The following is a 14129-nucleotide window of genomic DNA, read 5'->3' on the forward strand; positions in this document are numbered from 1 at the left end:
GAGATTTTAAAAGTGTATTAAAAGCGAGCAAGCCCGCTTTTAATCTATTTTACTAAAGTTTAAGAGAAGGGAACTAGTCAGAACCGATACAGAACTAAAGGCCATGGCTAGACCTGCCAGTTCTGGGTTGAGAGCTAGTCCAACACCTGAAAAGAGTCCTGCTGCAATCGGAATTCCGACGACATTGTAGATAAAGGCCCAGAAAAGATTAAGCAGAATACGATTAAAGGTCTTCTTACTCATGTCAAAGGCACGTACCACTCCTAGGAGGTTATTGGTTGTCAACACCAAATCTGCTGACTCGATGGCGATATCTGTTCCAGCTCCCATAGCAATCCCCACATCTGCTACACTGAGGGCAGGAGCATCGTTGATGCCATCACCAACAAAGGCTACCTTGCCAGCTGATTGTAGTTTATGGATTTCATGGGCTTTTTCTTCTGGCAAGACGCCTGCAATAACCTCTTCGATTCCGATTTGATTTGCAATAGCACGCGCTACACCTGCATTATCTCCTGTCAGCATGACTGTTTTAAGACCACGTTTTTTTAGCTGAGCGATGGCAAGCTTAGCATTTTCCTTAGGAATATCTTGCAAAGCAAGCAAGCCTTTGATTTCATTGTCAACAGCCAAGAAAACAACTGTCTTAGCTTCTTTTTCTAGTTCTTCTAGTTTTTCTTGATAAGTGCTAGAAATGTTCATGCCATCCAGCATTTTAGCATTTCCAAGCAGAACTTGTTTTCCATTGATTTGCCCTGAAACACCTTTTCCGTGCAAGGCTTGGAAATTTTCAACAGTGTGAAGCTCAAGTCCAGTTTCAGTCGCTCTCTTGACAATGGCTTCAGCCAGTGGGTGTTGAGAAGCTTCTTCCAAGGAAGCTGCCAATCCAAGCACTTCTACTTCGTCACCGATGATATCTGTGACCACTGGTTTTCCTTCCGTCAAAGTCCCTGTCTTATCAAAGACAATCGTTTGGACTTTCTGGATTTCTTGTAGAACCGTTCCATTTTTGAGGAGAACTCCCATCTTGGCACTGCGTCCTGTCCCTACCATAAGGGCTGTCGGTGTTGCAAGTCCCAAGGCACAAGGACAGGCGATAATCAAAACCGCCACCGCATAGAGAAGAGAGGACACAAAGCTAGCTCCAAGCACGACTACACTATCTCTGAGCAAGACAAACCAAACCCAAAAGGTCACAATTCCTAAAATGACAACTGCTGGGACAAAAATCCCTGAAATCTTATCCGTCAAGTCCTGAATCGGCGCACGACTGGTTTGAGCTTTCTTCACAAAATCCACAATCTGAGCCAAAACAGTCTCTGAACCAACTTTTTCTGCTCTAAAAACAAGTGTTCCACTATTATTGATGGTTGAGCCAATCACAGTATCTCCAACTGTCTTGTCCACAGGCAAACTCTCACCTGTCACCATAGACTCATCAATACTAGAAATACCTTCCACTACGACACCATCAACCGCAATCTTCTCACCTGGACGCACTCGAATCTGGTCGCCTACCTTGACTTGTTCCAAAGGAACTTGAATATAGCGGTCATCACGCAAGACTTCTGCTGTTTTAGCCTGCAAGTCAAGTAATTTCTCCACAGCTTGAGAAGTATTTTTCCGCATTTTCTCCTCAAAAACGGCTCCTAAAAGAACGAAGAAGAGGATAAATCCAGCACTTTCGAAGTAAACAGGAAGACCGGTAAAGAGGGCAACTAGGCTATAGAAATAGGCCACTAGAGTGCCTAGCGCAACCAAGGTATCCATATTGGCATTGTGCTTTTTAAAGCTGGCCCAAGCGCTCTGGGCATAAGGACCACCTGCCACCAACATAATCGGCGTTGTGGCTAAAAAGGTACCCCAACGCATGACTTGGTGACTAATGTTTCCTGTCAACATCCCAATCATGAGAATCACAAGAGGCACAGTAAAGATACTAGTAATCCAAAAACGCTGTAAAAGTGATAGGGATTTTCTAGTCTTCTCAACGACTGTATAGCTTCCTTTTTGCATCTTCATGCCACAAGAAAATTCATGTTGACCTAATTCTTGAGGTGTAAAACGAATTGTTTTCTCTTCGTCTACGTCGATTGGTTCCAAGATGCCTTCTTCTTCAAACAGAATTTCCTTATAACAGTTTGAAGGTGTCACACGGTGAAAGGTGATCTCAGCAGGAACTCCTTTTTGGAGTTGAATGTGGGCTGGATGGTAGCCTTTGTCTGCCGTGATACGGATTTTTTGAATGCCATTTTCTAGGCTTGCTTTTTCAATTTCAGTCATACTATTCTCCTATTCTACAATCATCTTACCGTGCATCATATTCATGCCACAAGAGAAACCATACTCTCCAGCCTGCTCAGGTGTGATTTCCACTACATACTCTTCCCCCATTGGCAGATCCGCATGGACACCAAAATCTGGAAAAACAATTTGGTCCAGACAGGGTGAAGGGTCCTTGCGGTCGAAGACAATGCGGGCCGGCACTGATTTCTTGAGGATAATCAACTCAGGCGTATAGCCCCCCATGACCTCCACTCGAATCTCTTGGTAGCCGTTTTTTTGCTGGGCCTTTTGTCCAGATTTTTCAGGCTTTTTGAAAAACCAAAACAAGATAAACGCGATAAGAGCAATACAAACAATGGTTACAATACTATTTAACATGACATCTCCTTTACATACAATTACATTTTACTTCTGTTACAGCGCTTGATTTCTTCTCAGAAATCACAGCTTCCAAGTCTTCCAAGTCAGCCTGAGTAAAATCACATTCGGCAATCAAGTCAGCCAACAAATTCTTAATCCTACGAGAACAAACCTTGTCCTTGATATCTCGGACAAGCAAGTCTTGACTTTGATCCAAAGTTAAAAGGGCTGAATAAACAAAGGACTTACCTTCTTTTTTCCGAGTCAAACACTCTTTCTCAACCAAACGAGCCAAAAGAGTCTGAATGGTCGACTTGGACCAGTCGAACCGCTCCGCCAGAACCCTGATCAAATCCGTACTGGTCTGCTCCCCTTGCATCCAAATAATCTTCATGACCTGCCATTCTGCATCTGAAATCTGCATCATCACACCTCCTAAATCTACATTTGTCGATTACAGTTATTAGTATACTACCAAAATTTACATTTGTCAACCATGAAATTAATCTTTTCTTTAAAAATTTGAATTTTAATCATTTGAAAAACTATTTGCAGTCAATTTTTACTATATAAACTATAAAAATATGCTATACTAAAGAAAAAAGAAAACAACCACTAGGGGTGCGTAAAGCTGAGATTAACAACTGTTAGACCCTTTGACTCAATCTAGGTAATGCTAGCTGATGGAAGTGGAAATGATAATGGGGACTAGTAGTCTTCTATTACCTTTCTAAAACAGGCCAGCTTATTCTTAAGAATACAAACTTCAGTTGGTTGGGAGGTTTTAGATGACTTATTTACCCGTTGCTTTGACCATTGCCGGGACTGACCCTAGTGGTGGTGCTGGCATTATGGCTGATTTAAAGTCGTTCCAAGCGAGAGATGTCTATGGAATGGCCGTTGTGACCAGTCTTGTCGCTCAAAATACCAGAGGTGTTCAGCTAATCGAGCACGTTTCTCCTCAAATGTTGAAAGCTCAATTGGACAGTGTCTTTTCAGATATCAAGCCTCAGGCTGTAAAAACTGGGATGTTGGCAACTACCGAAATCATGGAAATCATCCTACCCTATCTTAAAAATCTGAATTGTCCCTACGTCCTTGACCCTGTTATGGTCGCAACGAGTGGAGACACCCTGATTGATACCAGTGCCAGAACTTACCTAAAAACAAACCTGCTTCCACTTGCAACTATTATTACACCCAATCTTCCTGAGGCAGAAGAGATTGTCGGTTTTTCAATCCACTATCCTGAAGACATGCAGCGTGCCGGTCGCCTGATTTTAAAAGAATTTGGTCCTCAGTCTGTGGTCATCAAAGGTGGGCATCTCGAAGGCGGTGCCAAGGATTTCCTCTTTACCAAGGAGGAACAATTTGTCTGGGAAAGTCCAAGAATTCAAACTTGTCACACCCATGGTACTGGATGTACCTTTGCTGCTGTGATTACGGCTGAACTAGCCAAGGGGAAAACCCTCTATCAAGCAGTCGATAAAGCCAAGGCCTTTATCACGAAAGCCATCCAAGACGCTCCTCAACTCGGACATGGTTCTGGACCAGTCAACCATACAACTTTTAAAGATTAAGAAAAAACTCTCTAGTTCCCACTTTAAGGGAATTAGAGAGTTTTTATAGTCTTCGAAAATCTCTTCAAACGACGTCAGCTTTACCTGCAACCTCAAGGCTGTACTTTGAGCAACCTGCGCCCAACTTCTTAGTTCGCTCTTTGATTTTCAGTGACTATTAATTAGAAAATAATGTCATCCAACTTTGTTAAAAAAGCTTGTGTTTTTGCCTCTATATCTTCTGCTTGCATCAAATCACGCACTACAGCTACACCAGCTATACCCGTGTCGATAAGTTGGTTAATATTCTCTGATGTCAAGCCGCCAATAGCAACTACTGGAATGGCGACCTTTTGGCAAATTGTCTTCAAGGTTGAAATCAGGGTGATTGGCGCATTTTCCTTGGTCGTAGTCGGGAAAATGGCTCCTGTCCCTAGGTAATTCGCCCCTCCTTCTTCTGCTTCGAGAGCTCTTTTAACCGTTTTAGCAGTGACACCGAGGATTTTGTCAGGGCCCAAGACTTGTCGGGCAACCGAAACGGGTAGTTCATCGTCTCCAATATGCAGACCAGCAGCGTCAACTGCAAGACAGACATCCAAACGATCATCGATGATCAGGGGTACCTGATAGGCATCTGTTATTTCCTTGACTTGTTTTGCCAGTTGATAATATTGATTGGTTGTGAGATTTTTTTCTCGCAATTGGACTATGGTAACCCCTGAACGGCAAGCTGTTTCAACTTTTTCAAGAAAACTTTCCAAGGAATCTTGGTAGCGGTTGGTTACCAGATACAGTCTAAGCGCCTCTCTATTCATAAACCTCTCCTTTGATAGCATCTAACCAGTTTTCATCTCTTTTGAGGAGTGAAAGCTGATTGAGTACTTGGTATCGAAAATCTTCCAATCCCATTCCTTGAACAAGAATTCTCTCAGCGGAGATATTAAGATAAGAAACCGCTAGGCAAGAAGCTTCAAAACCAGTCATTCCTTGACTGAGAAAAACGGCGGTCAAGGCTCCAACCAAGTCTCCTGTCCCTGTTATCCAGTCTAATTCTGCACAACCATTTCCCAATACAGCAACCTGATTCTTTGAAACGATGAGGTCCTTGGGACCTGTGACTAAGAATGACATACCTGGATAGGTCTGACACCAGTCTTTCAAGACTTGAAGTAAATCCTCAGTTTCTTGGTCTTTAGCACTCGCATCTACCCCAACGCCGTGGTGCTTTAAGCCAACAAGACTTCGAATTTCTGACATATTTCCTTTAAGGACCGTAGGTCTATAGTCTAAAAGGTCTTTAACTAAGCTCTTACGAATGGATGAAGCTGTTACGCCAACCGCATCTACTACCATGGGGAGACAAACTTGAGCTGCATAAGAAGCTGCCATACGGATTGCTTTCTCCTTCTCAGCTGATAAATGTCCCAAATTGATGAAGAGTGCCTGGCTCTGCTTAGTAAAATCAAGAACCTCACGGGGATCATCTGCCATAACTGGTTTACATCCCAAAGCCAAAATCCCATTTGCTAGCATCTCACAAGAAATCTCATTGGTAATACAGTGAATGAGGGAAGTCGTTTCCAGAGGAAAAGGATTTGTAAATGCCTGCATCAGTCTATCCTTTCACCAAAGAAATATCCCTGCACTTTTTTAAAGAATTCCTGCTTGATTAAAAATCGAAAGGCAATAAAGGAAATCGCTGTACCAATCAAGGTTGCTCCGAAAAATCGAGGAGTATAGATAAACCAGCTAAGCTTTGCAGCTGATCCTGTAAAGAGTACCATAACAGGATAGGAAACAATAGAACCAATAATACCTGTTCCCAAAATTTCTCCCAAGGCAGAAAAGTAAAATTTTCGACCATACTTATAAAAGAGACCTGCTAGAAGGGCTCCAAAAGTTGCTCCTGTGAGAGCTAAAGGCGGAATCCCTTGAGTCGTCATACGGATAAAGGCTGTCACTGTAGCCATAGCCAAGGCATAAACAGGTCCCATCATGATTCCTGCTAGAATATTGACTACACTGGACATCGGTGCCATTCCCTCAATCCGAAAGATAGGCGTAAGGACTACGTCAAGGGCAATCATCATGGATAAAATGGTTAATTTGTGAACTTGAAGTTGATGGTTTCTCATTTTCTATTTCTTCTCTTTTTCTAAGGACTGCAAATCGCTCGTCCATGTTTGGTGTTGGTAAGCCATCTCCCAAAACTTGGCTTCCATGTGAACACTGATGTGGAAGGCATCTAGCATTTTTTTCTTGTCTGTCTCATCACTTTCTCGATAGAGTTGATTAACCAGAGCCTCTTCCTCTCTGATCTGCTGCTCTAACTCATCGGTAATATAAGTTTCAATCCATTGTTGGTAGAGAGGATTTGGTGATGGTTTGCGATTAAGTGATTTACCTATATCATGGTATAGCCAAGGACAAGGCAGCAAACTTGCAAAGGCAATGGCTAGATTTGCTTCTTCAAATTGACGATAAATGTGAGAGATATAATGATAGCAGGTTGGAGCGATTTGATGTTGCTCCATTTCCTGGTCGCTGATTTCCAATTCCTTGAAAAATTGTTGGCGGATTAATAACTCACCCTCCACTAGACTCTGAGCATTTTGTTTCAAGAGTCTTTTCATCTCTTGGTTTGAAGTCTTATCAGCCAAAAGGTGATAGGCTTCTGAGAAGGCCTTCAGATAGTAGGCATCTTGAATCAGGTAATAGCGGAAAATGGACGGGTCTAAATTTCCCTCTTGTAACTGTAATACAAAGGGATGATGAAAGGAGGCCTGCCAAGCTTCCTTGGATAATTCCATCGCAATATCTGTAAATTCCATAATAACTCCTTTATAAAAATAGACTGGTTTGAAGCAATAAAAAGAAAAACAAGTAGATTAATTTTGTTTTTTTAGCAATATAAAAAGTCCGATAGCTATTCTTCAACTGTGCATGTTCGTCATATCCATGCGCCGATAGGGCTCTCAGGTAAAGATGGCGCCACCTAAAGACTGTCATCAGAACCTTGCTGTAAATCAAGGGAGACCAAACATGCAGTTCTTGACCGCGTAATAAGCACGCTTCCTTGAGGGACTTGATTTCTTGCTGAATAAGGGGAAAGGAATTGAATACCACAATTAAGGCATAAGCCCAAGAGCGTGATAACCCCTTTTGAGCCAAGTACAAGAGAAGCTCTTTTAGGGAAATAGAGGAAACAAAGACAAGACCGATACAAACGGTCACAAAGGCCCTCGTTCCAAGCATGACTGCCTGCGAAGCATCTCCATGTAACTGAACTGCCCAGTAGTTGGCCAAAGATGGCAAAATGGCGAGCAGAATCATCCAAGCCAATACTTTAAATCGACGGTAATAGAGCATAAAGAGAATACAAAATGCAACTACCGAGAGATTAAGAGTAATCGAAGGAATGAAAGATGTTTCCAAGGATAAAATCAGCAAGAAGAGACTGATAATCGGTGTCTGAGTTGCTACTTTGACCATACTATTTCACCTCCCCTTGGGTATTGCTACTCTGAGATGTGAGTGGTTTGGTAATTGTCACTTCTTTCACATGACTGAGCCCCTGACTAGTCATCTCAATCCAATAATCAACCACAGAGATCAAGGGATCTAAACGATGGCTAATGATCAGAAAACTTCTTTCCTGATTTCTGTCCTCCACAATCCACTTGCAAAAATAATGGCAGGCTCTATCATCCAAACCTGCAAAAGGTTCATCTAGTAAAATCACAGAAGCCTTACTAGTCAAGATGGTCAAGAGCTGAAGAATCTTTTGCTGGCCACCACTTAGTTGATAGGGACTCTTATCAAGCTCCTTCTCCAGATCAAAATATCGTAAAGCTTGGAAAATCCTCTGATTTCTCTCAGAATCAGGTCCGTCTAATTGAAGTTCCTCTCGCAAACTGGCACGGATAAACTGTTTTTCAGCTTCCTGAACAGCACCCGTCAGGTCACGATACAAACTCTTTTTCTTTTTCAGGACTGTCCCCTTCCAGGTAATGCGCCCCTTATACTTTTTAAATTGAAGAATAGACCGAAAGAGGGTTGATTTCCCGACACCATTGTCACCCAATATACAGGAAATTCCTTGGTAAAATGTAAAATTCACAATCGAAAAGAGGAGGCGATTATCCAGCTCACAAGTCGTTCGATCCATATGGAATAGTTCTGGGCTAGAAGCAACCTCCTTTGAAACAGCCTGTATCATCTCAGAGGTAGGGATTTGAAACACTTCCCTTAGTTGTCCGTCTCTTAGCTCCACCATATGGTCGATATAGGCTTCATAATCAGATAAATCATGGTCGCACAAAATAACTGTCTTCCCATCAGAGACCAACTCTTTTAGAATCTCCAATATCTCTATCCTACTCTTGCGATCAATAGAAGCGAAGGGCTCATCTAATAGATAGACCCTAGGATTCATAGCAAATAGAACAGCCAAAGCAGCCTTTTGCTTTTCCCCACCTGATAAGTGATGAATGGGACGGTGCAAAATCGCCTTGCAGCGACATTGCTGGACAACCTCTGCTATTTTAGAATCAATTTCCTGAACGGGATGGCCAATATTCTCCAAGGTAAAAATCAGCTCCTCAAACAAGTTCTCCATGGTAAATTGATGATTGGGATTTTGAAAGAGAATACCAACCGTCTGGACACGTTCGATGATAGAAAGCTGACTGACCTCGCTCCCATTTATCAGGACTTGACCGCTATAGGAAAGAGAACTGACTTGGGCAATCATTTGAAAGAGGCTCGATTTTCCTGAACCGCTGCTTCCAACTAACAAGGTAAAGGCTTGCGCATGAAAAGTAAAATCAAGCGCCTCAGAGAAGATTGGGGACTGAATCGCTCGTAGTTCCAGCCCCATCTATGCTTTCCCTCCAGTTGTAAACTGATGATAGAGTTTGACAATGGCACGAACCAAGATGGTACAGAAGAAATAAACAGAAATAAAACGTACCACAAACAAGGAAAGGACAAAAGGAAGGGAGAAGGCATAGTAACCTAACTTAATGTATTCATAGACAAAGCTAACAAGCGTAATCCCAATACTATTGGCAGTTAGAGAGAGCCAACTTTCATAGCGATTCTTGGTTACGATAAAACCAAGTTCACTTCCCAGACCTTGAACCAAGCCAGACAAAAGGGCACCTAGACCGAATTGGCTACCATAAAGGACTTCAGCAAGCGCAGCTAGTACTTCTCCAATCGTTGCGCTTCCGACTCTTGGAACAAAGATGGCCGCAATGGGTGCAGCCATACACCAGAGACCAAAGAGGATTTCATTGGCAAAGGCCTGTAAACCAAGAGGGGCTAAAATCAGGGTGAGGATATCAAACAGATAACCTGAACCCACAAAAACGCCACCAAAAAAGATAGACAAGAAAGCAAGTAAAATAACATCTTTTAACTGCCATTTTTTCAACATAAAAAACTCCTTTTTTAAAGAAAAGTGGGGTATACAAGGTGAGCTACAGAAAGGCTTAACGTCAAGCCTATCCTCTTTTAATAAACAAAAAAACTCCAATTACAAACGAGAATTAGAGTTTAGCTTACAAGATTAGATAGTTCTTTTCGACATACGAAAAAAACTTTTCACATTTCCCTTCGCCAGTCTTAACTGTATCAGGTTCAATGGGTATCATCTCAGCCTAAAGCACCCCAAATGTCTTTATTATTTTATTACTGGACCAGTATAACAGAATTTGAAAGCCCTAGCAAGATATTTGACCGGAAAATATATTTATATAGTTTGTTTGTTAATTTTTTTAATCTACATAAAAGTATTGAATCTGTCCTATAATTCATAACCAATATCAAAAAATGCTAATTCTAAAGCGACCGCTTGATTCCAGCGTTGCTGAAGTTCTGTCAAATCTTCTCGACCTTTTCCGACACGATTAAGTTCATCAACCAGAAATTGAACCCACTCTGTAAAGAAAGGACCTCTGTGGAGATTGATCCATTCCGAATGAATATAGGCTTCAGGTAGAGCCAAATCTTTAGAACCCCAGTCTAAATAGAGACCTTCTGCAATGACCAGCATGACCAAAAGATGGGCATAGTCTGATGATGACACAGCAGAATACATAAGCTCCTGAAAGGCTTTTGTTACAGGATGCAAGGTCACTTCCAGATAGTCATTCTCAGATACTTTTAACTCTTTGAAAGCCTTCTGGAAATAACCGTCTTCATCTGCTTCAAGAAAGCCTAATTGCTTGGCAAAACGAAGCTTGGATTCAAGCTGGTCTGCGTGGGCTACGCAGGCACCCAGCATGGATAAGAAGGCATCAAAGAAGTGATAATCTTGAATTAGGTAGTCTTTTAAGACCTTATTCTCAATTGTCCCCGCAAAAAGTTCCTTAACAAAACGATGATTGATTGCAGCCTGCCAATCCTTCTGACTGCTTTTTAATAATTCTCCAACAGTCAAACCTGGCTCAAATGCATAGTCTTGTGTTTCCATATTTACTTTTCCTCTCGTTACTTGTTCGTAATCAACAAAACACCAAGAAAATCCTAGTTTTACTTGACCTTTTTAAAGAAAATCAAGGGCGTTCAAGAAGAGCTAGCTAAATGCTTTGTATCACCTTCATCCAGCTTCTATAAACAAAAAAACTCCAATTACAATCAAGAATTAGAGTTGACTTATAAGATTAGATCGTTCATTTCGCCATACGAAAAAAACTGTTCACATTTTCCTTCGCCAGTCTTAACTGTATCAGGTTCAATGGGTATCATCTCAGCCTAAAGCACCCCAAATGTCTTTATTATTTCATTACTGCACCAGTATAGCAAAAAATGAAAGCCCTAGCAAGATATTTGATTAGAAAATATATTTATATTGTTTTTAATGGTGATTTATTCTTCCTATAGACGAAAAAACCTCCACATTCTGTGGAGGCAAGCTGTTTTATCAATACAATTTTAAGTCACGAGGATCAACTGGGAAGGTTGGGTTATATGGGTTGTGACGGAGTTTGAAGTGTTTGACATCTTCAATGGTCTGAGTTCCAGACAACTGCATGACTGTCTTCAATTCTGCATTCAAGTGTTCAAAGACTTGACGCACACCAACACTACCACCGAGAGCCAGTCCATAAATGACAGGGCGACCAATAGCTACCAAGTCTGCTCCTGAAGCCAAGGCTTTAAAGACGTGTTGACCACGACGAACACCTGAGTCAAAGACAATTGGCACACGTTTATCAACTGTCTCTGCTACTTCTTGAAGTGAGTCAAAGGCAGCTGGTCCACCGTCGATTTGGCGGCCACCGTGGTTGGTTACCCAGATACCAGAAGCTCCTGCAGCAAGCGAACGTTCAACGTCCTCACGGCATTGTGGTCCCTTGACATAAACAGGAAGTCCTGAGTATTCAGCGATAAATTCTACATCACGTGGGGACAAGCGTTGTTTAGCTGATTTGTAAACAAAGTCCATTGATTTACCAGCACCTTCTGGCAGGTATTCTTCAACAATCGGCATGCCAACTGGGAAGACAAAACCATTACGCTTATCAACCTCACGATTGCCCCCTACAGTTGCATCTGCCGTCAAGACAATCGCTTTATAGCCTTCAGCCTTCACACGGTCCATGATGTGGCGGTTAATCCCGTCATCTTTACTAAAGTAAAATTGGAACCAGTGAGGTGTCCCTTGAAGGGCTTCTGTAATTTCTGGAAGGTCTACAGTAGAGTAAGAGCTAGTTGTGTAAAGAGAACCAAACTCATGCACACCACGCGCAGTAGCCACTTCACCCTGTTCATTTGCTAATTTATGAGCCGCAACAGGCGCCAAAATGATTGGTGAAGACAATTTTTCAGCTGCAAATTCAATCTCTGTACTTGGATTTTCTACATTACAAAGCGTATGTGGAACGATGAGTTTGTGGTTAAAGGCACGAATATTCTCACGTAAAGTGAAAGTATCCTCTGCTCCACTAGCGATATAACCAAAGGCAGCTTTAGGAATGACTTGTTGCGCCATTGGCTCCAAATCATAAGTGTTAATAAAATCTACAGGTCCTTCTGCATTGCTTGTTTTGTATGACATAAAATGTCCTCCTTAAAAAGTAAGCGTTTACTTTGTATATTACAAAAATATTTTAACTCTTTTTTCAAAATTTTTCAAATATTTTGTTTGGAAATTTCATACTTTCAATCATTTTACAGAGATAATTAAAAATGATAAACTTTCTTAGTTATGGAAATTCAAATAATCTTTTGATTTTCTAGTATTATAGTAGATTGAAATAAGGTGCAAACAAATCGATCAGGAAAGTCAAATTAATTTCTAGAAATATTTCAGCAGACACATGGTACTAGTCTAGATTCAATACACTATAAAAACAAAATCAGGTCATCCTAGTGACTACCTGATTTTCTATGTTTTAAGCATTTTGCCAATTCTCTTGATCTTCTTTAAATCGTTTTAGAAGATCAAGGCCTTCTGGCGTAATGTAGCCCTCTTCTTGAGCTAGATGAATCAATTCACTGTAGTTAGAAAGCGTCACAAGTTTGACACCTGCATCTGCAAAGTTTTTGTCTGCTTTTGGCAATTGGTAACTGAAAATCGCTACAACTCCAAGCACATCTGCTCCTTCGCGTTTAGCGGCTGCTACGGCCTCGAGAACAGAACCACCAGTTGAAATCAAATCTTCAACAACGACCATCTTTTGTCCTTGGGCTACGCGGCCTTCTATTTGGTTACCAGCTCCGTGGTCTTTTGGTTTGCTACGGATATAGGCAAATGGCAGATTCATCTTGTCAGCAATGATGGCTCCGTGAGGAATCCCTGCTGTTGCAGTCCCTGCAATCACTTCTACATCTGGAAAGGCTTCTTTGATAGCTTCCACAAAGCCATTTTCAATTAGGGTACGAGTTTCTGGATAGGCTAGTGTCACACGATTATCAGTGTAAATGGGCGACTTGATACCAGATGCCCAAGTGAAAGGCTCCTCTGGTTTGAGGTAAACGGCTTGAATTTTCAAGAGGTGGCTAGCGATATCTTTAGCAAGTGTCATGATATTCTCCTTTTATTTTTCTAATCTATTTCTTTAATTCCAGTCCTGTGTCCATTCATACTTGATGGCATGATAAGCTGCAACAGGATCCTCAGCTTGGGTAATGGGACGTCCCACTACGATATAGTCACTACCAATCTGGTAAGCTTCTCCTGGGGTTACGACCCGTTTTTGATCTCCTGCTTCTGTCCCTCTTGGGCGAATCCCTGGTGTTAGACAGATAAAGTCTTCATGAGTTGCTTGTTTGATGAGCTTGGCTTCCTGAGCCGAGCAAACGACTCCATCTAGACCAGCTTCAGCTGTTTTCTGGGCATAGTGGATAACCGACTCTTGGAGGCTAGTTTGGATATTTTGACACTCCTGCATTTGTTCTTCCGAGGTTGAGGTTAATTGGGTAACTGCTATGAGAATCCCCTTGTCTCCCAATCCTTCACGCGCAGCCTGCATCATCTCAACTCCACCTGCTGCCTGCACATTGGTCATATCAACTCCTAGGCTGGATAAGATTTTCATGGTTGATTTGACTGTATTGGGAATGTCATGCAACTTGAGATCCAAAAAGACACTGTGACCTAATGATTTCAAATAGCGGACAACTTCAGGTCCTACAGCATAGTAGATTTCCATTCCTACTTTGACATAGAGCTTTTCATCTGCTGGAAATAGGGCTAAAAACTCCTTGGCTTCTTCAAAACTTGGAAAATCCAGAGCTATGACCGGGCGACTTTCACGCATGTGTTTCTCCTCTTATCTTTCTTATCAGTCCAGCTTCCTTCAAAATAACTACAAAAAAGGAACCTGCCAACAGCAAGGTTCCACGAAAAATGGGTAGTCTCCACCCTTTCACCGTCTAACCTTAGCTGCCTCTCTGGACTGCTTTAAAGGTTTT

The 14129-nt window shown here is 41.8% G+C and carries 15 protein-coding genes and 3 riboswitches; of the genes, 1 reads left to right on the forward strand and 14 read right to left on the reverse strand.

Annotated elements, in window-relative coordinates; genetic code table 11:
- Nucleotides 1-39: 39 nt before the first annotated feature.
- From UKS_RS06905 to UKS_RS06915, 3 genes are read right to left on the reverse strand one after another with little or no spacing between them, the layout of a single operon-like run.
- A complete protein-coding gene (locus UKS_RS06905) occupies nt 40-2283 on the reverse strand; it encodes a heavy metal translocating P-type ATPase (protein WP_156012305.1) in 2244 nt (747 codons plus the stop codon).
- Nucleotides 2284-2292: 9 nt separating this feature from the next.
- Complete coding sequence (locus tag UKS_RS06910; protein ID WP_000935077.1) at nt 2293-2664, reverse strand: cupredoxin domain-containing protein; 372 nt, start codon at nt 2662-2664, stop codon at nt 2293-2295.
- A gap of 10 nt (nt 2665-2674) precedes the next feature.
- Entirely contained in the window at nt 2675-3070 is a 396-nt protein-coding gene (locus UKS_RS06915) for a CopY/TcrY family copper transport repressor (RefSeq protein WP_156013065.1), read from the reverse strand.
- A 183-nt stretch (nt 3071-3253) separates the two neighbouring features.
- Nucleotides 3254-3351: riboswitch (TPP riboswitch) on the forward strand.
- Nucleotides 3352-3434: 83 nt separating this feature from the next.
- Here UKS_RS06915 and thiD point away from each other — a divergent pair.
- Nucleotides 3435-4226: a bifunctional hydroxymethylpyrimidine kinase/phosphomethylpyrimidine kinase gene (gene thiD, locus UKS_RS06920; protein WP_156012306.1), complete on the forward strand. Its 792-nt coding sequence runs from the start codon at nt 3435-3437 to the stop codon at nt 4224-4226.
- A 161-nt stretch (nt 4227-4387) separates the two neighbouring features.
- On the opposite strand, the gene thiE is transcribed toward thiD, so the two are convergent.
- The 11 genes from thiE to pyrF form a co-directional block, all read right to left on the reverse strand.
- Nucleotides 4388-5020: a thiamine phosphate synthase gene (gene thiE, locus UKS_RS06925; RefSeq protein WP_156012307.1), complete on the reverse strand. Its 633-nt coding sequence runs from the start codon at nt 5018-5020 to the stop codon at nt 4388-4390.
- Nucleotides 5013-5816: a hydroxyethylthiazole kinase gene (locus tag UKS_RS06930; protein ID WP_156012308.1), complete on the reverse strand. Its 804-nt coding sequence runs from the start codon at nt 5814-5816 to the stop codon at nt 5013-5015. Before UKS_RS06930 ends, thiE begins: the two co-directional genes overlap by 8 nt.
- Nucleotides 5816-6340, reverse strand: a complete 525-nt coding sequence (gene thiW, locus UKS_RS06935; protein ID WP_156012309.1) for an energy coupling factor transporter S component ThiW — start codon at nt 6338-6340, stop codon at nt 5816-5818. The genes UKS_RS06930 and thiW overlap by 1 nt, the downstream gene beginning before the upstream one ends.
- A gap of 3 nt (nt 6341-6343) precedes the next feature.
- Entirely contained in the window at nt 6344-7036 is a 693-nt protein-coding gene (gene tenA, locus UKS_RS06940; RefSeq protein ID WP_156012310.1) for a thiaminase II, read from the reverse strand.
- Between the two features lie 10 nt (nt 7037-7046).
- Complete coding sequence (locus UKS_RS06945) at nt 7047-7697, reverse strand: energy-coupling factor transporter transmembrane component T (RefSeq protein WP_156012311.1); 651 nt, start codon at nt 7695-7697, stop codon at nt 7047-7049.
- A 1-nt stretch (nt 7698) separates the two neighbouring features.
- Nucleotides 7699-9084, reverse strand: coding sequence for an ATP-binding cassette domain-containing protein (locus UKS_RS06950; RefSeq protein WP_156012312.1), 1386 nt, complete (start codon nt 9082-9084; stop codon nt 7699-7701).
- Entirely contained in the window at nt 9085-9645 is a 561-nt protein-coding gene (locus tag UKS_RS06955) for an ECF transporter S component (RefSeq protein WP_173020470.1), read from the reverse strand. It lies immediately after the preceding gene.
- Between the two features lie 157 nt (nt 9646-9802).
- Nucleotides 9803-9891, reverse strand: a riboswitch (TPP riboswitch).
- A 123-nt stretch (nt 9892-10014) separates the two neighbouring features.
- Nucleotides 10015-10683 (reverse strand): TenA family protein, encoded by a 669-nt coding sequence (locus UKS_RS06960; protein ID WP_156012313.1) that lies wholly within the window; start codon nt 10681-10683, stop codon nt 10015-10017.
- Between the two features lie 215 nt (nt 10684-10898).
- Nucleotides 10899-10987, reverse strand: a riboswitch (TPP riboswitch).
- Between the two features lie 146 nt (nt 10988-11133).
- Nucleotides 11134-12270, reverse strand: a complete 1137-nt coding sequence (lctO, locus tag UKS_RS06965; RefSeq protein WP_156012314.1) for an L-lactate oxidase — start codon at nt 12268-12270, stop codon at nt 11134-11136.
- Nucleotides 12271-12607: 337 nt separating this feature from the next.
- Entirely contained in the window at nt 12608-13240 is a 633-nt protein-coding gene (gene pyrE, locus UKS_RS06970; protein ID WP_156012315.1) for an orotate phosphoribosyltransferase, read from the reverse strand.
- A gap of 33 nt (nt 13241-13273) precedes the next feature.
- Nucleotides 13274-13975 (reverse strand): orotidine-5'-phosphate decarboxylase, encoded by a 702-nt coding sequence (gene pyrF / locus UKS_RS06975; RefSeq protein WP_156012316.1) that lies wholly within the window; start codon nt 13973-13975, stop codon nt 13274-13276.
- Between the last annotated feature and the right edge of the window lie 154 nt (nt 13976-14129).

Source organism: Streptococcus sp. 116-D4, from assembly GCF_009731465.1.
GTDB classification, from domain to species: domain Bacteria; phylum Bacillota; class Bacilli; order Lactobacillales; family Streptococcaceae; genus Streptococcus; species Streptococcus pseudopneumoniae_E.

Bases quoted from the DNA above. Each gene is read 5' to 3' on its own strand.
- UKS_RS06905 (WP_156012305.1), bottom strand. From the start codon at position 2,283: ATGACTGAAATTGAAAAAGCAAGCCTAGAAAATGGCATTCAAAAAATC.
- UKS_RS06910 (WP_000935077.1), bottom strand. From the start codon at position 2,664: ATGTTAAATAGTATTGTAACCATTGTTTGTATTGCTCTTATCGCGTTT.
- UKS_RS06915 (WP_156013065.1), bottom strand. From the start codon at position 3,070: ATGCAGATTTCAGATGCAGAATGGCAGGTCATGAAGATTATTTGGATG.
- thiD (WP_156012306.1), top strand. From the start codon at position 3,435: ATGACTTATTTACCCGTTGCTTTGACCATTGCCGGGACTGACCCTAGT.
- thiE (WP_156012307.1), bottom strand. From the start codon at position 5,020: ATGAATAGAGAGGCGCTTAGACTGTATCTGGTAACCAACCGCTACCAA.
- UKS_RS06930 (WP_156012308.1), bottom strand. From the start codon at position 5,816: ATGCAGGCATTTACAAATCCTTTTCCTCTGGAAACGACTTCCCTCATT.
- thiW (WP_156012309.1), bottom strand. From the start codon at position 6,340: ATGAGAAACCATCAACTTCAAGTTCACAAATTAACCATTTTATCCATG.
- tenA (WP_156012310.1), bottom strand. From the start codon at position 7,036: ATGGAATTTACAGATATTGCGATGGAATTATCCAAGGAAGCTTGGCAG.
- UKS_RS06945 (WP_156012311.1), bottom strand. From the start codon at position 7,697: ATGGTCAAAGTAGCAACTCAGACACCGATTATCAGTCTCTTCTTGCTG.
- UKS_RS06950 (WP_156012312.1), bottom strand. From the start codon at position 9,084: ATGGGGCTGGAACTACGAGCGATTCAGTCCCCAATCTTCTCTGAGGCG.
- UKS_RS06955 (WP_173020470.1), bottom strand. From the start codon at position 9,645: ATGTTGAAAAAATGGCAGTTAAAAGATGTTATTTTACTTGCTTTCTTG.
- UKS_RS06960 (WP_156012313.1), bottom strand. From the start codon at position 10,683: ATGGAAACACAAGACTATGCATTTGAGCCAGGTTTGACTGTTGGAGAA.
- lctO (WP_156012314.1), bottom strand. From the start codon at position 12,270: ATGTCATACAAAACAAGCAATGCAGAAGGACCTGTAGATTTTATTAAC.
- pyrE (WP_156012315.1), bottom strand. From the start codon at position 13,240: ATGACACTTGCTAAAGATATCGCTAGCCACCTCTTGAAAATTCAAGCC.
- pyrF (WP_156012316.1), bottom strand. From the start codon at position 13,975: ATGCGTGAAAGTCGCCCGGTCATAGCTCTGGATTTTCCAAGTTTTGAA.